Genomic DNA, 17,990 nt, shown 5'->3' on the forward strand with positions numbered 1-17,990 from the left:
GCGGGGCGATGAGAACGGGAGCGGGGCGCGAAGAACGGACGAGGCTGCGGTAACCGCCCGGGCGGTTACCGCAGCCTCGTCCGTTCTTCTCAGGGGCTGAGCACGGAGTGCCCCGCGCCGACCCGGGTCAAGGCCGGTCGTCGAGACCGGGGGCGTCCCCCTCGCCCGACTCGGCCTCGGCCTGCTTGGCCTTGACCTCCGGGTCGAGGTCGGCCCGGTCGCTGCCGTCGACCGAGCTGAGCGGCGACCGCTCGTCGCCCACCTCGGTGGCGACGGGCGGCTCGACCAGCCAGTCCGGGTTGGCCTGCTTGTCCCACCAGCGCCAGGCGGCGTAGGCGCCGCCGGCCAGTACGCCCAGCACCAGGAACCCCTTCGCGGCCCGGCCCGCCTTGGCCCGTCGCTGGTGCTTCCTGGCCAGCTTCTGGATCTCCTTGGCCGTCACCTGGGTGCGCAGCGCCGCCAGGGCGGCCGCGCTGCGGGCGGAAGCCTGCTCGGCGACGGGCAGGGCGACCGACCGGGCGTGCTCGATGCGGGGGGCGGTGTAGTCGGCGGCGCTCCGTGCCGCCTTGCGGGTGGAGACCGCGGCGCGGTGCGCGGCATCGTCGACCCTGGGCGGCACATGCGTACGGGCCTGTTCGAGGCGTGGTGCGAGATGGGACGCGTACTGGACACGGGCCTGCTTGGCGGCCTTCGTCACCTTCGGCGCGAGTTGCGTACGAGCCTCGTGCGCGTAGTGGGCGGCCTGCTTCTTGGCTGTGTCGGCGTAGGGCGCCACCACTTCCGCGGCGTGCTGCGCGCTGTCCTTCGCCGAGTCGGTTGCGGCGCGCACGCTGTCGATGCGGGTCACGAGATCCTCCTCCTTGGTGGCGGGTAGGTACTCCGCCTGTCCGCCCAGTTCGAAATCATGCCTGTTGCGTCCATGCCCGGCACGCGGGACGGGCATCCGGGTCATGATCGCCCTTCGCGGTCAAAACGGTTCATGGGTGAAGTGTGCCGACGACAATGCCATGGTTCGGTGGCGAACGCGCCGTTTCGTCCGGCATCCGGCCGCACGTTTCCCGGGCCGTGGGAGGATCGGCGGACGTCAGCGATGGATGTGGCGTCAGGTGAAGGACGAAGGAAGGCAGACCGTGGCCGAGCAGCTTTACGCCACCTTGAAGACCAATCGGGGCGACATCGAGATTCGGCTTCTGCCGAACCACGCACCCAGGACGGTCCGTAACTTCGTGGAGCTGGCCACCGGGCAGCGCGAGTGGGTCAACCCGGAGACCGGCGAGAAATCCACGGACCGGTTGTACGACGGCACCGTCTTCCACCGCGTCATCAGCGGTTTCATGATCCAGGGCGGCGATCCGCTGGGCAACGGCACCGGCGGTCCCGGCTACAAGTTCGCCGACGAGTTCCACCCGGAGCTGGGCTTCACCCAGCCCTATCTGCTGGCCATGGCGAACGCGGGCCCGGGGACGAACGGCTCGCAGTTCTTCCTGACCGTGTCCCCCACCGCCTGGCTGACCGGCAAGCACACCATCTTCGGCGAGGTGTCCGGCGACGCGGGCCGCAAGGTCGTCGACGCCATCGCGGCCACCCCGACCAACCCGCGTACCGACCGTCCGCTCCAGGACGTGGTGATCGAGTCCGTGGTGGTCGAGACCCGTTGAGTGGTCCAGACCCGTCGAGTGGCCGCGACACCCCCGGCGGACACCGCTCGCGGGAACCAACCGCCCTGCCCGTCCGTACTGATACATAGCGGACCGGCGGGGCGGCCTTGTTCGCGCCGCCGGGCGACGAGGACCGAGAGGCAGGCCAGGACCGATGGACCAGCAGCCGCCGGGGGACCGTGCCGCCGCGGGAAGCGGTGGGCCGACACCGACCTGCTACCGCCACCCCGACCGTGAGACCGGCATCAGCTGTACGCGCTGCGAGCGGCCCATCTGCCCCGAGTGCATGGTCAGCGCCTCGGTCGGCTTCCAGTGCCCCGACTGCGTGCGCCAGGGCTCGGGCACCGGGCACCACCCGTCCGCCGCCCGGCCGCGCACGCCGGCCGGCGGCGCGGTGGCCGCCGACCCGCGCCTGGTCACCAAGATCCTGCTCGGCATCAATCTCGCCGCCTTCCTCCTGGTCAGCATCCGTCCCGCGCTGGTGAGCGATCTGACGTTGCTCGGGCTGGCGTGGGACCCGAGCCCGCCGCCGGGATCCGTCGTCGGCGTCGCCGAGGGCCAGTGGTACCGCCTGGTGACCTCGATGTTCCTGCACCAGGAAGTGGTGCACATCGGGTTCAACATGCTGGGCCTGTGGTGGCTCGGCGGGCAGCTGGAGGCCGCGCTCGGCCGGAGCCGCTACCTCGCGCTCTATCTGCTGTCCGGTCTCGCGGGCAGCGCCCTGACCTATCTGCTCGCCGAGCCCGGCCAGCAGTCGCTCGGGGCGTCCGGCGCGGTCTACGGCCTGTTCGGTGCCATCGCCGTCCTGATGCGCCGGATGAACTACGACCTGCGTCCGGTGCTGGTGCTGCTGGCGTTGAACCTGGCCTTCACCTACTTCAACCGGGACGGCATCGCCTGGGAGGCGCACGTCGGCGGTCTGATCGCGGGCGTCGTCATCGCCGTCGGCATGGTCCACGCCCCGCGCGAGCGGCGTACGGCGGTGCAGGTCGGCGCCTGCGCGCTCGTCCTGCTGGCGAGCCTCGGGATCATCGTCGCCCGCACGATGTCCCTCATGTGAGCCGGATTCCGAGCGGAACGGGGCCCTCCACCCTCAGGACGACCGAAGTTGTCCACAGTGTGCGCAGAATCTTGTGCATGGCAAGAGGAACATGCGTTCCCCTCGTCGCTGAGCTGGGTTTTTCCGCCAGGACAACGGGATGCGGCCCCCCTCGGCGAGGGGGGCCGCAGTCACACCGGCGTCAACTTGAGTGGAGGTTATCCACAGATCGTCTGACCTTTTCCCCCAGCTGTGGATAACTCTGTGGGTAACTCAGGGCAAGGCTTGCGCGGAGGTGTGCCGAGCGGATACGGGACGAGCGGATACAGCCCGTGCGCGCACGGGACGAGAGCCGTTCGCCGCCTCGGCGTCAGCGGAGGAGGAGCGTCACTTCCACTGCGTCGACACGGCGAAACCGCCGGCGATGAAGCCGAAGCCGACCACGATGTTCCAGTTGCCCAGGGCGTCGACCGGCAGATCGCCTTCGGTCAGGTAGAACACCACGATCCAGGCCAGCCCGATGAGGAACAGGGCCAGCATCACCGGAGCGACCCAACTGCGGTTGGTCAGCTTGATGGTCGTTGCCTGCTTCGCCGGGGGCGGCGTGAAGTCGGCCTTCTTGCGGATACGTGACTTCGGCACGAGGGACTCTCCTGTCGATGCGCTGCGTGACCGCGCAGGGATCTGTGGCGGGCGCCGGGGGCGGGGTGCCAGGGGGAATGCTGCCTCCCCCGAGCGTCCGTTAGCGTAGTGCTTCTCTGGCGCCTGATGAGATAAGGGTACGTTGAGCAATTCTGCCGACTCCCCAGAAGGCCCGGCCCGGCGCACTTCCGTGTGGGCGGTCCGGGGGCTCACCGCTGCGGTCTTCGCCCTGGCCGGACTGATCTTCGTCACCAGTGCCAACACCGCCAAGGGCACCAATCTGCGCAGCGACTCCTCGCTGCTGAAGCTCTCCGACCTGATCAGGGAGCGCAGCGAGAACAACGGCGAGCTGAACGACGCGGTCGCCGGCGCCCGTGCGGACGTCGATGGACTCGCCCAGCGCGACGACGGCTCCACCAAGGCCGAGGACGCCCGGCTGAAAGCCCTGGAGAAGGCGGCCGGCACCACGAAGATCAGTGGCGACTCCGTCAGCGTGACGCTCGACGACGCGCCCCCCGACGCCACCGCCAACCCCGGCTACCCCGAGCCCCAGCCCAACGACCTGGTCATCCACCAGCAGGACCTGCAGGCCGTGGTGAACGCGCTGTGGCAGGGCGGGGCGCGCGGGATCCAGGTGATGGACCAGCGGCTGATCTCCACCAGCGCCGTCCGCTGCGTGGGCAACACGCTGATCCTCCAGGGCCGCGTCTACTCCCCGCCGTACAAGGTCACCGCGGTCGGCGACCCGGGCAAGCTCAAGCAGGCGCTCAACGACTCCACCGCGATCCAGAACTACCTGCTGTACGTGAAGGCGTACGGGCTGGGCTGGAAAGTCGACGAGAACGAGGCGGTGACTCTTCCCGGGTACTCGGGCACAGTGGATCTCCACTACGCACAGCCTGTGGAGTGAGCCCGAGCTGAGCCCCGGGGAGGCCGTCCGGTGTCGGTGCGAGTCGTCGTCAGAACCTTCAGCGAACTCTGCATCACCGTGGGCGCGCTGATCATCCTCTTCGTCGTCTACTTCCTGTTCTGGACAGGTGTGAAGGCGGCCGACGCGGCCGAGGGCGAGATCGACACCCTCCAGAGCCGGTGGGCCCGGGAGCCCGTGGCGCCGGCCCCGCCGCCCGCCTCCTCGGAGCCGTCCCCGGCAAAGGCGCCGGCCCCGGTCCCGTACCGCGCCGGAAAGCCCTTCGCGATGATGCACATCCCGCGCTTCGGCGCCGGCTGGGAGTGGCCCGTCCTGGAGAACACCGCGGTCACAACCCTGAAGAAGGGGCTCGGGCACTACAGCGGAACGGCCCGCCCCGGCGACACGGGCAACTTCGCGGTGGCCGGGCACCGGCGGACGTACGGCGACCCCTTCAAGGACTTCCCGGAGCTGCGGCCCGGGGACGCGGTCGTCGTGAACGACGGCACGACCTGGTTCACCTACCGCATCGCGAAGAAGCCGTACCGGACCGTGCCCACCGACACCGCCGTCGTCGACCCGGTGCCCCGCGGCTCCGGATTCGAGGGCGCCGGACGCTATCTGACGCTCACCACGTGCGAGCCGGAATGGGGCAGCAGCCACCGGCTGATCGCCTGGGCACATCTGGACGCGACGCGACCGGTGAGCGGGGGAAGGCCTCCGGAGCTTTCCGGCTGACCCGAGCTTTTCCCCAGCTGACCCCCTCCTCGGCCGCGGCCCTCTAGTCTGGTGCGGGTACCGAATGGAGGGGTCAGCATGTACGGCTGGATCTGGCGGCATCTGCCGGGCAACGCATGGGTGCGGGGCGTCATCTCGCTCGTGCTGGTTCTGGCGGTCGTCTACGCGCTGTTCCAGTACGTGTTCCCCTGGGCCGAGCCACTGCTTCCGTTCGGTGACGTGACCGTCGACGGCGAGAGCGCCGGTGGAGCAGGAGCCGACCAGTGAGCGCACGCGTCCTCGTCGTGGACAACTACGACAGCTTCGTCTTCAACCTCGTCCAGTACCTCTACCAGCTCGGCGCCGAGTGCGAGGTGCTGCGCAACGACGAGGTGACCCCCGCCCACGCGCAGGACGGCTTCGACGGCGTCCTGCTCTCGCCGGGTCCCGGCACGCCCGAGCAGGCCGGCGTCTGCGTCGAGATGGTGCGCCACTGCGCGGACACCGGCGTCCCGGTCTTCGGCGTCTGCCTGGGGATGCAGTCGATGGCGGTCGCGTACGGCGGCGTCGTCGACCGGGCCCCCGAGCTGCTGCACGGCAAGACCTCGCCCGTGACCCACGAGGGCAAGGGCGTCTTCGCCGGACTGCCGTCCCCCTTCACCGCCACGCGCTACCACTCGCTCGCCGCCGAACCCGGCGCGCTGCCCCCGGAGCTGGAGGTCACCGCCCGCACGGCGGACGGCATCATCATGGGGCTGCGCCACCGGGACCGGGCGGTGGAGGGCGTGCAGTTCCACCCCGAGTCGGTGCTCACCGAGCACGGCCACCTGATGCTCGCCAACTGGCTGGAGCAGTGCGGAGACCGGGGGGCCGTCGCGCGGTCGGCGGGGCTCGCGCCGGTGGTGGGCAAGGCCGCCGCGTGACCGCGGGCCGCCGCGGGCCCGACGCCGGACCGGAGGGCCCTGACGCGCGACGGGCGAACGGGGCCGACGGCGCGTTCGTGGCGGCGGTGGACGGCCTCGCGGATCCGCTCAACGATCCGCTGCCCGGCGGGCACGCCTCGCCGTGGTTCCGGGCGGACAACATCCCGGGCGGACCGGGAGCGGACGGACCGGGGGACGGACCGGGAGCGCTTCCCGGACCGGGGCCCGGAGCAGGCCCCGGGCCAGGCCACCGAGTGCGGGAATCCGTGCCGGAGCCCGTGCCGGGACACGTAACGACCGCGGCGCCGTCGCACGAGGCCGGTCACGCGCCCCACCAAGGGCCTCAGCAGCCCCAGGGAGCCCCGAACGAGTGGTACGACCCCGCCGGGTACCAACGCGACTGGTACGGGCCCCAGGAGCCGTCCGCGCGCACAGCTCCGGCCGAGGAGCGGGCCCCGGCCCCGGACCTCCTCGCCGAACCGCGCACCGAAGTCCTCGCCGCTGTCGTCACGGGGCCCGCCGAGCCCCGCACCGAAGTCCTCACCGCTGTCGTCGCGGCGCCCGCCGAACCGCGCACCGAGGTCATCGGCCGCGTTCCCGCCGATCCCGAGCCGGAGCCCGACCCCGCTTCCCGCCCCGGCCCGCCTCCCACCGGCGGGCGGGCCGAGCGCCGTCGGGCGGCCAAGGGGCGCGGCCGGCGGCGCCCGGAACCGGTCGTGGAGCGGGCCGCCCCGGCCGCCCCGATGTCCCGGATGGAGGCCCGGCGCGCGGCGAAGGCGGCGAAGGACAGCCCGGCGGTCGTCGCCAGCCGGGTGGTCGGCGAGGTGTTCATCTCGCTGGGCGTCCTGATGCTGCTGTTCGTCACCTACCAGCTCTGGTGGACCAACATCCGGGCCGAGCAGATCGCCGGCAAGGAGACGAACCGGATCCAGGACCAGTGGGCCAACGGCGACCGGAAGCCCGGGGTGTTCGCACCCGGCCAGGGCTTCGCCATCATGCACATCCCCAAGCTGGACGTCGTCGCCCCGATCGCCGAGGGCATCGACAAGGAGAAGGTCCTCGACCGGGGGATGATCGGCCACTACGGCGAGGGCAGGCTCAAGACGGCGATGCCCTCCGACAAGCAGGGCAACTTCTCGGTGGCCGGCCACCGCAACACCCACGGCGAGCCGTTCCGCTACATCAACAAGCTCAACCCGGGCGACCCGATCGTGGTCGAGACGCAGGACGCGTACTACACGTACGAGATGGCCAGCATCCTCCCGCAGACCTCGCCGTCCAACATCTCGGTGATCGAGCCCGTACCGGCGGGTTCGGGGTTCGAGGGCCCTGGCCGGTACCTCACGCTGACGACCTGCACCCCGGAATTCACGAGTACCTACCGGTTGATCGTCTGGGGCAAGATGGTCGACGAACGGCCGCGCAGCCAGGGAAAGCCCGACGCGCTCGTCGGCTGAACATCCTCACGACAGGGACGGTGCGGTGGCAGCGAGGACCGAGCACGACGAGCGGGCCGACACGTCCACCTCCCCGCCCCCGGTGAGCCGGGGAGGCCGCCACCCCGTCGCGACGGCCGTCAGCGTCTTCGGCGAACTGCTGATCACCGCAGGCCTGGTGCTCGCGCTGTTCGTCGCGTACTCCCTGTGGTGGACCAACGTGCTCGCCGACCGCGAGGCCGACAAGCAGGGCGACACGGTCCGCAGCAGGTGGGCGGACGGACCGGGCGCCCTGGACACCAAGGACGGCATCGGCTTCCTGCACGTGCCCGCCATGAAGAACGGCGAGGTGCTGGTCAAGAAGGGCACCGACCCCAAGACCCTGAACAACGGCATCGCGGGCTACTACACGGACCCGGTGGAGTCGGGCCTCCCCTGGGACGACGAGGGCAACTTCACGCTGGCCGCGCACCGCGACGGGCACGGCGCGAAGTTCCACAACATCCACAAGCTGAAGAGCGGCGATCCGGTCGTCTTCGAGACCAAGGACACCTGGTACGTCTACAAGGTCTACAAGACGCTCCCCGAGACGTCGAAGTTCAACGTCGACGTGATCCAGCCGGTGCCGGAGGAGTCGGGCGTCGAGGAGCCCGGTCGCTACATCACGTTGACGACCTGCACCCCGGTCTACACCTCGAAGTACCGGTACATCGTGTGGGGCGAGCTGGAGCGCACGGAGAAGGTCGACAAGGACCGCACGATCCCGGCCGAACTGCGCTGAGCCGGCCGAACTGCGCTGAGCCGGCCGAACTGCGCTGAGCCGCCGAGGAACAGCCGCTCGCGCTCGGGTATACGGGAAGGGCCCCGGTCACCATCGTGGTGACCGGGGCCCTTCCCGTGCCGTGCCGTGCCGGGTGCGCGGTGGGTCAGTCGTCGCCCAGGCCTCCGATGAAGCCTCCGCCGTTCCCGTTCCCGCCGTTCCCGCCGCCCTCGATGGTCACGAGGGTGACGGTGCTGCCCTTGTCCGCCGGGGTGGTCGGCGCCGGGCTGCTGGTGATCACCTTGGCGTTCGGCTTGTCGACCGAACCCTGGGAGAGCGCGACCACGAAGCCGAGCCCTTCGAGCTGGGCCTTCACGTCCTGGTACGGCCTGTTGCCGATGTCACCGGGGATCGCGACCTGCTCCGGCTGCGCCGGCCCCTTGGAGACCTTCAGGACGATCTGCGCGTCCTTGGCCTGCTTGCTCGGGCCGGCGGGAGTCTGCTCGATCACCTCTCCGGCCGGCTTTTCCGAGTCCACGTCGGTCCGTGAGACGTTGGTGAACCCGAGCTGGTTGAGCTGGGCCACGGCGGCGTCGTACTGACGGGTCCGCACGTCGGGCATCGGGTCGGTCGTCTGCACGGCCACGGTGAGGGTGATCTCGGCCCCGTCGTCGGCCTTCTCGCCGCCCTTGGGGCTCTGCTCGATCACGGTGCCCTCGGTCTTCTCGGACTCCTCCGTGGTGACGTTGACCGTGAAGCCCTTCTCCTCGAGGACCTCGCGGGCGCCGTCCTCGGACTTCTCCAGGACGTTGGGGACCTCGGTCTTCGGCGCTCCGGTGGAGACGACGACCGTGACGGTGCCGTCCTTGTCCATCAGCGTCTCGGCCGACGGATCCTGCGAGCAGATCTCGCCCTTCTCCTGGTCCTCGCACGGCTCCTCGGCGCCGACCTTCACGGTGACGTCGGTCCTGGCCGCGCGTTTCTCCGCTTCCTGCACCGTGGAGCCCACCAGGTTCGGGGCCTTGATCTGGCCGTCGTCGCTGGTCGGGGTGAAGATCACCCGGCCGATCAGGATCGCGCCGATCAGCACCAGGATGCCGGCGACGACCAGCAGGATCGTCGAGGTGTTGCTCTTCTTCGGCTGGCGCCGGCGGCCCGACCGGTCGTCGTAGCCGCCGTCGTCCGGGTGGACCGGCGGCAGCATCGAGGTCTGCGCGTTGTTCGGGTCGGCCGGGCGCAGGGCGGTGGTGGGCTGGTCGGGGTTGTAGCCGTCGTAGCCCCCGTACCCGGCCGCGCCCATCGCCGCCGTGGCCGCGACCGGCTGGCCGTCGAGGCAGGCCTCGATGTCGGCGCGCATCTCGTCGGCGGACTGGTAGCGGTAGTCCGGGTCCTTGGTGAGCGCCTTCAGCACGATCGCGTCCATCTCGGGCGTGATCTCGGGGTCGAAGTTGCTCGGCGGCTGCGGCTCCTCCCGGACGTGCTGGTAGGCCACCGCGACGGGCGAGTCCCCGACGAACGGTGGCCGGACCGCGAGCAGCTCGTACAGCAGACAGCCGGTGGAGTAGAGGTCGGAGCGCGCGTCGACCTGCTCGCCCTTGGCCTGCTCCGGGGAGAGGTACTGGGCGGTGCCGATGACCGCGGCGGTCTGTGTCATCGTCATCCCGGAGTCGCCCATGGCACGGGCGATGCCGAAGTCCATGACCTTGACCTGGCCGGTGCGCGTCAGCATGACGTTCGCCGGTTTGATGTCGCGGTGGACGATCTGGGCGCGGTGCGAGTACTCCAGGGCCTGGAGGATGCCGACCGTCATCTCCAGCGTGCGCTCGGGGAGCAGCCTGCGACCGGAGTGCAGGAGCTCCCTCAGCGTCGACCCGTCGACGTACTCCATCACGATGTACGGGATGGAGACCCCGTCGACGTAGTCCTCGCCGGTGTCGTACACGGCGACGATCGCGGGGTGGTTGAGCGAGGCGGCCGACTGGGCCTCACGGCGGAACCGGGCCTGGAACGACGGGTCACGGGCCAGATCGGCCCGGAGCGTCTTCACAGCTACGGTGCGGCCGAGCCGGGTGTCGTGCGCGAGGTAGACCTCGGCCATGCCACCACGGCCGAGCACCGAGCCCAGCTCGTACCGGCCGCCGAGGCGACGCGGCTCTTCCATAACTGTTCCAGCCCTCTCCGTCAGTCCCGACCGCACCCGTGTGTGGTCCGCGGCGGTGCGCTGTTCGCGCATACGCTACCGGGCACGGGTGACGTGATCAGCCCGCACCCGTCAGCCGATATCCGACCGGTATCCGATGTCCGGTATGACGGGCGACCGCCGTGACAGGTCTCACTTCTGCCTGTCGACGACCGCTTTCATCACGTCGCGCGCGATGGGGGCGGCCAGCCCGCCGCCGGAGATGTCGTCCCGGTTGGCGTTGCCGTCCTCGACCACGACGGCGACGGCGACCGGAGAGTCGCTGTCGGTCTTCGCGTACGAGATGAACCAGGCGTACGGTTTCTCGCTGTTGTTCAGACCGTGCTGTGCCGTACCGGTCTTGCCGCCCACTGTGACGCCGGGGATCCGCGCGTTGGTTCCCGTACCGTCCTTGACGACGGTCTCCATCATCTGCTGGACCTTCTGGGCGTTCTCACCGGAGAGCGCGCGGCTGAGCTCCTCGGGCTCGTGGGTGTAGACCGGGTCCAGGTTGGGCGCCTGCCGCTCGGCGACCATGTACGGCTGCATCAGCTTGCCGTCGTTGGCGATCGCGGAGGCCACCATGGCCATCTGGAGCGGGGTGGTCCGGTTGGACGCCTGGCCGATGCCGGCCATCGCGTTCTGCGGCCTGTTGTCCTCGGGGTAGATGCTCGCGTCGGCGCGGACGGGCGTGAAGACTTCCTTGTTGAAGCCGAACCGGTCCGTCTGCTCGATCATCTTCTTGTTGCCGAGGTCGTCGCTCATCTTCCCGAAGACGGTGTTGCACGACACCCGCAGGGCCTCGCGCAGCGTGGCGTTCTCGCAGGGGATGTCGCCCTCGTTCTGGAGCGGCGTGGTGGACTGCGGCAGCGTCCAGGGCAGCGGCGACTCCGTCTTGGCGTCGATGTCGTCGTAGAGCCCGTTCTCCAGGGCGGCGGCGGCGGTGACGACCTTGAAGGTGGAGCCCGGGGGGTAGGTCTCGCGCAGGGCCCGGTTGAGCATCGGCTTGTCCTTGTCCTTCAGGAGCTTCTGCCGGTTGTCCGAGTCCTTGAGGGAGTTGCCGGCGAAGACCGAGGGGTCGTAGGACGGGGTGCTGGCGAGGGCGAGGATGGCGCCGCTCTTCGGGTCGAGGGCGACCACCGCGCCCTTCTTCTCGCCGAGCCCCTTGAAGGCGGCCTTCTGGGCGTCGCCGTTCAGGGTGGTGACGATGTTGCCGCCGCGCTTCTTGTCGCCGGTGAACATCGACAGCGTCCGGTCGAAGAACAGCTGGTCGTCGTTGCCGGTGAGGATGCCGTCCTCCAGGTTCTCCAGCTGCGAGGAGTCGAAGGCCTGCGAGGAGTAGCCGGTCACGGGGGCCCACAGGGGACCGTTCTTCCAGACCCGCTTGTACGTGAAGTCGCTGTCCTCGGTCTCGGCTGAGCCCGTGACCGCCTTGCCGTCGACGATGATGTCGCCGCGCTCGTGGGCGTACCGCTCGATCTCGACGCGGCGGTTGTACTTGTGGCTGGTCAGCTCGTCGGCACGGACGTACTGGAGCCAGTTGTCGCGGATGAGGAGCGAGAGGACGAGGATGCCGCAGAAGATCGCGACGCGGCGCAGCGGCTTGTTCACGGTCGGACCACCTGCGTCATCTCGGCGTCGGTGGAGGGCGCGGGAGCCGGGGCGGGACGGCGGGCGGTGTCGCTGATGCGGATCAGGATGCCGATCAGGGCCCAGTTGGCGATGACCGACGATCCACCGGCCGCGAGGAACGGCATCGTCATACCGGTGAGCGGGATGAGGCCCATGACACCGCCGGCGACGACGAAGACCTGGATGGCGAAGGCGCCGGAGAGCCCGATGGCCAGCAGCTTGCCGAACGGGTCGCGGGCGGCCAGCGCGGTGCGCACACCGCGCTCGACGATCAGCCCGTACAGCAGGAGGAACGCCATCACACCGGCGAGCCCGAGCTCCTCGCCCACGGTGGCGAGGATGAAGTCGGTGTTGGCGGCGAAGAGGATGAGGTCGGAGTTGCCCTGACCGAGCCCGGTCCCGAGCGTGCCGCCGGAACCGAAGGCCATCAGCACCTGGGCCATCTGCTCACTGGCGGCATGCGTGCCCCAGCCGGCGAAGGGGTCGAGCCAGGCGGTGACCCGGTCCTGCACGTGCGGCTCGAAGGAGGCCACCCCGACCGCGCCCACGGCCGACATGGTCAGACCGAAGACGATCCAGCTGGTGCGCTCGGTCGCCACGTAGAGCATGACGACGAACATGCCGAAGAAGAGGAGCGAGGTGCCGAGGTCGGTCTCGAAGACGAGGATCAGGATCGACATCGCCCAGATGGCCAGGATCGGACCGAGGTCGCGCCCGCGGGGCAGGTACATGCCCATGAAGCGGCGGCTGGCCAGGGCCAGGGCGTCGCGCTTCACCATCAGATAGCCGGAGAAGAAGATCGCGATCACGATCTTCGCGAACTCGCCGGGCTGGATGGAGCCGAGACCGGGGATGGTGATCCAGATCTTCGCGCCGAACTGGGCCGGGAAGAACATCGGCAGGATCAGCAGGATGAGCGCCACCACCATGGAGATGTAGGTGTAGCGCTGGAGGATGCGGTGGTCCTTGAGCAGGAGCAGCACACCGATGAACAGCGCCACGCCCATCGCCGAGAAGAGCAGCTGCTTGGAGGCGGCGGGCGCGAAGCTGGGGAGCCGCGCCAGCCGCTCCGACTGGTCCAGGCGCCAGATCAGCGCCAGTCCCAGGCCGTTCAGCAGGGTGGCCAGGGGCAGCAGCAGCGGATCGGCGTACTTGGCGAATCTGCGCACCACGAGGTGGGCGACGCCGCCGAGCAGGGCGAGGCCCGCTCCGTAGCCGAGCATGCCCGCGGGCAGTTCGCCGTTGAGGGCGAGGCCCACGTTGGCGTAGGCGAACACGGAGATGGCGACGGCGAAGACGACGAGCGCCAGCTCGGTGTTACGGCGGCTCGGTGCGTCGATCGCGCCGATGGTGGTCGTGTTGGTGACAACGCTCATGGTGCTGAAGGCCCCCTACGGCTTACTGCTTACCGCACTGCGGGACCAGCTTCTTCTCTTCCTCCGAGAGGCTGGGGCCGGGAGTGGGAGCGGTGGTCGGCTTGGTCCCCTTGGCGGAGGACGTGGCGGAAGTCCTGGTGGCGGGGGCTCCGGCGGTGCCGCCGGCCTCGCCCTCGCCCGTACGGGCCCGGTTCTCGGCGTCGGCCGCGCGGCGTTGCGCGTCCTTCTTGCAGGCGGAGGCCTGGGCGGCGAGCTCGGCGACCTTCTCGCGGGCGTCGGTGACGTTGCCCTCGGCGATCGTCGCCTCGACCTGCTTGCGCTGGTACGGCGGCAGGTACTTGAGCTCGATCTCGGGGTGGTTCTTCTCGACCTTCGAGAGCGAGACCCAGGCGAGGTCCTGGCTGATGCCCTGGAACAGCGCGACGTGTCCCTCCTGCGCGCCGACGTAGTACTGCGTCTGCGTCCAGCGGTAGCCGCCGTACAGACCGCCGCCGATGACGGCCAGCGCGAGCACGACGAAGACGGAACGCTTCAGCCATTTACGGCCGCCGCCCGGTTTGGTGAAGTCCTCGTCCGTGTAGGCGTCGTAGGAGCCGTCCGGCATGCTCCCGTAGCCGACGTCGCCGCTGCCGGGCGGGCCGAAGCCGCCGGCGGGCGGGGGCACGGGGCGGCCGAGGCCGGCCGCGCGCCCGGCGGGCGTCTGCATGGCCCCGCCGTCACCCAGCTGGGCCTGGTTCTCCGCGACCGCGCCGACGACGACCGGGGTGTCGTTGAGCTGCGCGGCCAGGGTGTCGTTGTTGTCGACGTCCAGGACGTCGGCCACGATGCAGGTGATGTTGTCCGGGCCGCCGCCGCGCAGAGCGAGCTGGATCAACTCCTGGATGGTCTCCTGCGGGCCCTGGTAACTGGCGAGGGTCTCTTCCATCGTCTGGTGCGAGACAACGCCGGAGAGGCCGTCCGAGCAGATCAGATAGCGGTCGCCGGCGCGGACCTCGCGGATGGAGAGGTCCGGTTCGACATGGTCGCCGCTGCCCAGCGCCCGCATCAGCAGGGAGCGCTGCGGGTGGGTGGTGGCCTCTTCCTCGGTGATCCTGCCCTCGTCGACGAGGCGCTGCACCCAGGTGTGGTCCTGGGTGATCTGCGTCAGGACGCCGTCCCGCAGCAGGTACGCGCGGGAGTCGCCGACGTGCACCAGGCCGAGGCGCTGGCCGGTCCAGAGCAGGGCGGTGAGCGTGGTGCCCATGCCCTCCAGCTGGGGGTCCTCCTCGACCATGACGCGCAGTTGGTCGTTGGCCTGCTGAACGGCCGTGCCGAGCGAGGTCAGGAGATCGGATCCCGGTACGTCGTCGTCGAGCGGGACGAGTGTGGAGATCACCTCGGAGCTGGCGACCTCACCGGCCGCCTGACCGCCCATGCCGTCGGCGATGGCGAGAAGCCGGGGGCCGGCATAGCCGGAGTCCTCGTTGCCCTCCCGGATCATGCCCTTGTGCGACCCGGCGGCGAAGCGCAGCGACAGACTCATGCGCACCTCGCCCGTCGGCTCGGGGTACAGCCTGTCTCGAGCCACACTGCCCACCCTCCGGTCGGGAACCGGGCAGCGTCCGCCGTCGGGACCGCCGCGGCTCGCTCGCTCCGCTCGCTCATTGTCGTACTACTTCCGCAGCTCGATGACGGTCTTGCCGATACGGATCGGCGCGCCCAGCGGAACTGGTGTCGGGGTGGTGAGCCGGGTCCGTTCCAGATACGTGCCGTTGGTGGACCCGAGATCCTCGACGATCCACTGACCGTCACGGTCCGGGTAGATCCTGGCATGCCTGCTGGACGCGTAGTCGTCGTCCAGCACGATCGTTGAATCGTGGGCCCGGCCCAGGGTGATGGTCTGGCCCTGGAGCGCGACCGTCGTGCCCGTGAGCGTGCCTTCGGACACGACCAGCTTCGTGGGTGCCCCGCGGCGCTGCCGCCCGGGCTGCTGGCGCTGCTGGGGCGGCGCCGCTTGTTGTTGTTGGCGGCCCTGTTGGGGGCGCGCGTCGGCGGCAGTGCGGCGTGAGCCGCGCTGCGTGACGCGCGTTCCGAACAGGTCGCTGCGGATGACCTGAACGGCCACGATGACGAACAGCCACAGAACAGCCAGGAAACCTAGCCGCATGACCGTCAGGGTCAGCTCTGACATTGCCCCCGCTTCACCCTTCGGCTTGCCGGTAAACGATGGTGGTGCTGCCCACGACGATCCGCGAGCCGTCGCGGAGCGTAGCGCGGGTGGTGTGCTGCCCGTCTACCACGATGCCGTTGGTAGACCCGAGATCCTGGATCGTCGAGGGCGTTCCGGTCCGGATCTCACAGTGCCGGCGCGATACGCCGGGGTCGTCGATCCGCACGTCGGCGTCGGTGGATCGTCCCATCACCAACGTCGGGCGGGAGATCTGATGGCGGGTGCCGTTGATCTCGATCCAGCGCCGTGTCCGGGCGTCCGGCAGGGGGCCGGGCGCGGCCGGCGGGCGCCGGTCGTTCGTGGGGGCCGACGGCCTTCCGGTGCCGGGCGGCGGGGCCGCGGGCATCGGCGGAGCGGCGCTCGGGGGGTAGCCGTAGCCGCCGGGAGCCTGCGGGGCGGCGGGCCGCCCGGCCGCGGGCTGCTGGGGCTGGGCCGACGGGTCCTGCTGTGACGAACTCGATGCCAGCGTGCGGCTGCGGACCCGGTAGAGCCCGGTGTCGAGGTCGTCGGCCTTCTCCAGGTGGACCTTGATCGGCCCCATGAAGGTGTAGCGCTGCTGCTTGGCGTAGTCGCGCACCAGACCGGAGAGCTCGTCACCCAGTTGACCGGAGTACGGGCTGAGCCGCTCGAAGTCGGGTGTGCTGAGCTCGACGATGAAGTCGTTGGGGACGACGGTCCGCTCGCGGTTCCAGATCGTCGCGTTGTTGTCGCACTCCCGCTGGAGGGCGCCGGCGATCTCGACGGGCTGCACCTCGGACTTGAAGACCTTGGCGAAGGTGCCGTTGACCAGCCCCTCGAGGCGCTGCTCGAAACGCTTCATGACCCCCATGGGGCACCTCCTCCGTTGTCATCGTCCCTGTACTGCTTACTGATCGTATCCACGCGTCGGGAAATCGGCTGGTTCCCCTTGTCTGGCCTGTGGATGAGTGTCACCCCTCACACGGATCGTAGAGGTGGCCTCCTCACAGTGTCCCGCACCCGGGACGCACTCTGGAGGAGTGGGGGCGATGGTTCGGGGTTCCCGCTTCCCCTGCCGGAGCGGGCGAAACAACGGATGTGATTCCACCCTGTTCATCGTGCTAATCTTCGGGATGTCGCCAGGCGCTCGCACCACACGGTGAGAGAGTCTGGAAACACCACTCATGCGCGAGTGGCGGAACGGCAGACGCGCTGGCTTCAGGTGCCAGTGTCCTTAGGGACGTGGGGGTTCAAATCCCCCCTCGCGCACGACGGACATCGAAGTGGGTGTCCTGGTAGCACTGACGAAATGGTCGGCATCGTGATCACGATGCCGACCATTTCGCTTTGCACCGGTCGTCGGTGCCTATCTCCGCCGCCAGGCGCGGAGTCCGGAAGGACGTGTGTATGTACAACGCGGACGCCGCTGCAGGCTCTGTCTCCCCTTCCCGCTCCCTCCCCAGCATCGACGCGGGTCTCGCCGAGCGCCTGCTTGTCGAACAGTTCCCGCAGTGGGCGCATCTCCCCCTCGCTCTGCTCGATCCCGCCGGTTCCGATCACGTGATCTTCCGGCTCGGCGACGACATGGCGGTGAGGCTGCCCAGGGGTGACTGGGCGGGTGGGCAGGCGGTGAAGGAACATCGCTGGCTGCCCCGGTTGGCGCCAGGACTGCCGTTGTCCGTTCCCGTACCGCTGGGCTTGGGGGAACCGTCGCCGGAGCTGGGGTACCCGTGGCATTGGTCGGTGTCCCGGTGGCTGGACGGAGCGGTTCCCGAGGTGGACACCACCGGCGCGTCCGGAGGCGCCCAGCCCCTCTCCGTCGCGCGGCAGCTGGCGGACTTCCTCACCGCGCTCCACCGGCTCGCGCCGGCGGACACGCTCCTCCCCGGCCCTCACCTCGACCTCGTCGGCGCATCGTTGGCGTCACGGGACGACGACACCCGCGCCGCGATCGCCGCCACCGCGGACGTCTTCGACGCCGCCGCCATGACGTCCGCGTGGAACGCGGCCCTCGAAGCCCCGCCCTGGTCCGGGCGACCCCGATGGTTCCACGGCGACTTCCACACGGGCAACCTCCTCGCAGACCCCGACGGCCGCCTCTGTGCCGTCATCGACTTCGGCGGGCTCGGCATGGGCGACCCTGCCTGTGACCTCACGATCGCGTACACGTTCCTGGAAGCCTCCGGGCGGGCGGCCTTCCGCACGCTTTTGGCCACGGACGACGGGACATGGGCCCGCGGACTTGGCTGGGCGCTCTGCACAGGCCTCAACGCGTACACGACGTATGCGGCTGCGCACCCCCGCGTGGCCGCCCAGACCACCCGCCAGATTCGTCAGGCCCTGGCCGAGCACCACCGCTGAGTCAGGACGTTCGCTGAGCCCCCCTGAGTCAGGACGTTCGCCGAGCACCACGCTGAGTCAGGACGTTCGCTGAGCCCCCCTGAGTCAGGACGTTCGCCGAGCACCACGCTGAGTCAGGACGTTCGGGGGGCGGGGTTGCCCCCCTGTAGCCTGAGGAGACTCAGCCGTATGCGGACAGCTGATCTCCCTCGAA

General features: G+C 69.8%; 17 protein-coding genes and 1 tRNA gene. 10 read left to right on the forward strand and 8 right to left on the reverse strand.

Annotated features, from left to right (window positions below; genetic code table 11):
• Positions 1 to 127: 127 nt before the first annotated feature.
• Positions 128 to 847, reverse strand: a complete 720-nt coding sequence (locus ACIRJT_RS23445; RefSeq protein WP_403912641.1) for a DUF5324 family protein — start codon at positions 845 to 847, stop codon at positions 128 to 130.
• A 283-nt stretch (positions 848 to 1,130) separates the two neighbouring features.
• Here ACIRJT_RS23445 and ACIRJT_RS23450 point away from each other — a divergent pair, with 283 nt between their 5' ends.
• Both ACIRJT_RS23450 and ACIRJT_RS23455 read left to right on the forward strand, forming a co-directional pair.
• Positions 1,131 to 1,658 carry a peptidylprolyl isomerase gene (locus tag ACIRJT_RS23450; protein ID WP_403912132.1) on the forward strand — a complete coding sequence of 176 codons (528 nt, stop codon included), beginning with the start codon at positions 1,131 to 1,133 and terminating at the stop codon, positions 1,656 to 1,658.
• 154 nt (positions 1,659 to 1,812) lie between these two features.
• Positions 1,813 to 2,718, forward strand: a complete 906-nt coding sequence (locus ACIRJT_RS23455; RefSeq protein WP_403912135.1) for a rhomboid family intramembrane serine protease — start codon at positions 1,813 to 1,815, stop codon at positions 2,716 to 2,718.
• Positions 2,719 to 3,084: 366 nt separating this feature from the next.
• On the opposite strand, the gene crgA is transcribed toward ACIRJT_RS23455, so the two are convergent.
• Positions 3,085 to 3,339 (reverse strand): cell division protein CrgA, encoded by a 255-nt coding sequence (crgA, locus tag ACIRJT_RS23460; protein ID WP_371624611.1) that lies wholly within the window; start codon positions 3,337 to 3,339, stop codon positions 3,085 to 3,087.
• Positions 3,340 to 3,481: 142 nt separating this feature from the next.
• On the opposite strand from crgA, the gene ACIRJT_RS23465 reads away from it, so the two are divergent.
• The 6 genes from ACIRJT_RS23465 (at position 3,482) to ACIRJT_RS23490 (ending at position 8,103) form a co-directional block, all read left to right on the forward strand.
• A complete protein-coding gene (locus tag ACIRJT_RS23465; protein WP_403912138.1) occupies positions 3,482 to 4,249 on the forward strand; it encodes a DUF881 domain-containing protein in 768 nt (255 codons plus the stop codon).
• Between the two features lie 30 nt (positions 4,250 to 4,279).
• The gene (locus ACIRJT_RS23470) at positions 4,280 to 4,984 is read left to right on the forward strand and encodes a class E sortase (RefSeq protein ID WP_403912141.1); all 705 of its coding nucleotides are present in this window, start codon (positions 4,280 to 4,282) and stop codon (positions 4,982 to 4,984) included.
• Between the two features lie 78 nt (positions 4,985 to 5,062).
• Positions 5,063 to 5,251: a hypothetical protein gene (locus ACIRJT_RS23475; RefSeq protein WP_003967905.1), complete on the forward strand. Its 189-nt coding sequence runs from the start codon at positions 5,063 to 5,065 to the stop codon at positions 5,249 to 5,251.
• Positions 5,248 to 5,886, forward strand: coding sequence for an aminodeoxychorismate/anthranilate synthase component II (locus ACIRJT_RS23480; protein WP_398066706.1), 639 nt, complete (start codon positions 5,248 to 5,250; stop codon positions 5,884 to 5,886). Before ACIRJT_RS23475 ends, ACIRJT_RS23480 begins: the two co-directional genes overlap by 4 nt.
• Entirely contained in the window at positions 5,883 to 7,343 is a 1,461-nt protein-coding gene (locus tag ACIRJT_RS23485; protein ID WP_403912146.1) for a class E sortase, read from the forward strand. Before ACIRJT_RS23480 ends, ACIRJT_RS23485 begins: the two co-directional genes overlap by 4 nt.
• A 25-nt stretch (positions 7,344 to 7,368) precedes the next feature.
• Positions 7,369 to 8,103, forward strand: coding sequence for a class E sortase (locus ACIRJT_RS23490; protein WP_403912149.1), 735 nt, complete (start codon positions 7,369 to 7,371; stop codon positions 8,101 to 8,103).
• Positions 8,104 to 8,248: 145 nt separating this feature from the next.
• Here ACIRJT_RS23490 and pknB read toward each other — a convergent pair whose 3' ends face one another.
• The 6 genes from pknB to ACIRJT_RS23520 all read right to left on the reverse strand — a co-directional run bounded on the left by pknB (position 8,249) and on the right by ACIRJT_RS23520 (position 16,307).
• A complete protein-coding gene (pknB, locus tag ACIRJT_RS23495) occupies positions 8,249 to 10,243 on the reverse strand; it encodes a Stk1 family PASTA domain-containing Ser/Thr kinase (RefSeq protein WP_403912152.1) in 1,995 nt (664 codons plus the stop codon).
• A 171-nt stretch (positions 10,244 to 10,414) separates the two neighbouring features.
• Entirely contained in the window at positions 10,415 to 11,872 is a 1,458-nt protein-coding gene (locus ACIRJT_RS23500; protein ID WP_403912155.1) for a peptidoglycan D,D-transpeptidase FtsI family protein, read from the reverse strand.
• A complete protein-coding gene (locus ACIRJT_RS23505; protein ID WP_403912158.1) occupies positions 11,869 to 13,269 on the reverse strand; it encodes an FtsW/RodA/SpoVE family cell cycle protein in 1,401 nt (466 codons plus the stop codon). Before ACIRJT_RS23505 ends, ACIRJT_RS23500 begins: the two co-directional genes overlap by 4 nt.
• A 22-nt stretch (positions 13,270 to 13,291) precedes the next feature.
• Positions 13,292 to 14,791 (reverse strand): PP2C family protein-serine/threonine phosphatase, encoded by a 1,500-nt coding sequence (locus tag ACIRJT_RS23510; RefSeq protein WP_403912643.1) that lies wholly within the window; start codon positions 14,789 to 14,791, stop codon positions 13,292 to 13,294.
• 129 nt (positions 14,792 to 14,920) lie between these two features.
• Positions 14,921 to 15,439, reverse strand: coding sequence for an FHA domain-containing protein (locus ACIRJT_RS23515; RefSeq protein ID WP_003967913.1), 519 nt, complete (start codon positions 15,437 to 15,439; stop codon positions 14,921 to 14,923).
• A 10-nt stretch (positions 15,440 to 15,449) separates the two neighbouring features.
• Complete coding sequence (locus ACIRJT_RS23520) at positions 15,450 to 16,307, reverse strand: FhaA domain-containing protein (protein WP_403912161.1); 858 nt, start codon at positions 16,305 to 16,307, stop codon at positions 15,450 to 15,452.
• A 315-nt stretch (positions 16,308 to 16,622) separates the two neighbouring features.
• Between ACIRJT_RS23520 and ACIRJT_RS23525 the strand changes: the two genes are divergently transcribed.
• A tRNA-Leu gene (locus ACIRJT_RS23525) sits at positions 16,623 to 16,705 on the forward strand.
• Positions 16,706 to 16,843: 138 nt separating this feature from the next.
• Positions 16,844 to 17,797 carry an aminoglycoside phosphotransferase family protein gene (locus ACIRJT_RS23530; RefSeq protein WP_403912164.1) on the forward strand — a complete coding sequence of 318 codons (954 nt, stop codon included), beginning with the start codon at positions 16,844 to 16,846 and terminating at the stop codon, positions 17,795 to 17,797.
• The last annotated feature ends 193 nt before the right edge of the window (positions 17,798 to 17,990 follow it).

It is taken from the genome of Streptomyces sp. NPDC102283, from assembly GCF_044766265.1.
GTDB lineage: Bacteria > Actinomycetota > Actinomycetes > Streptomycetales > Streptomycetaceae > Streptomyces.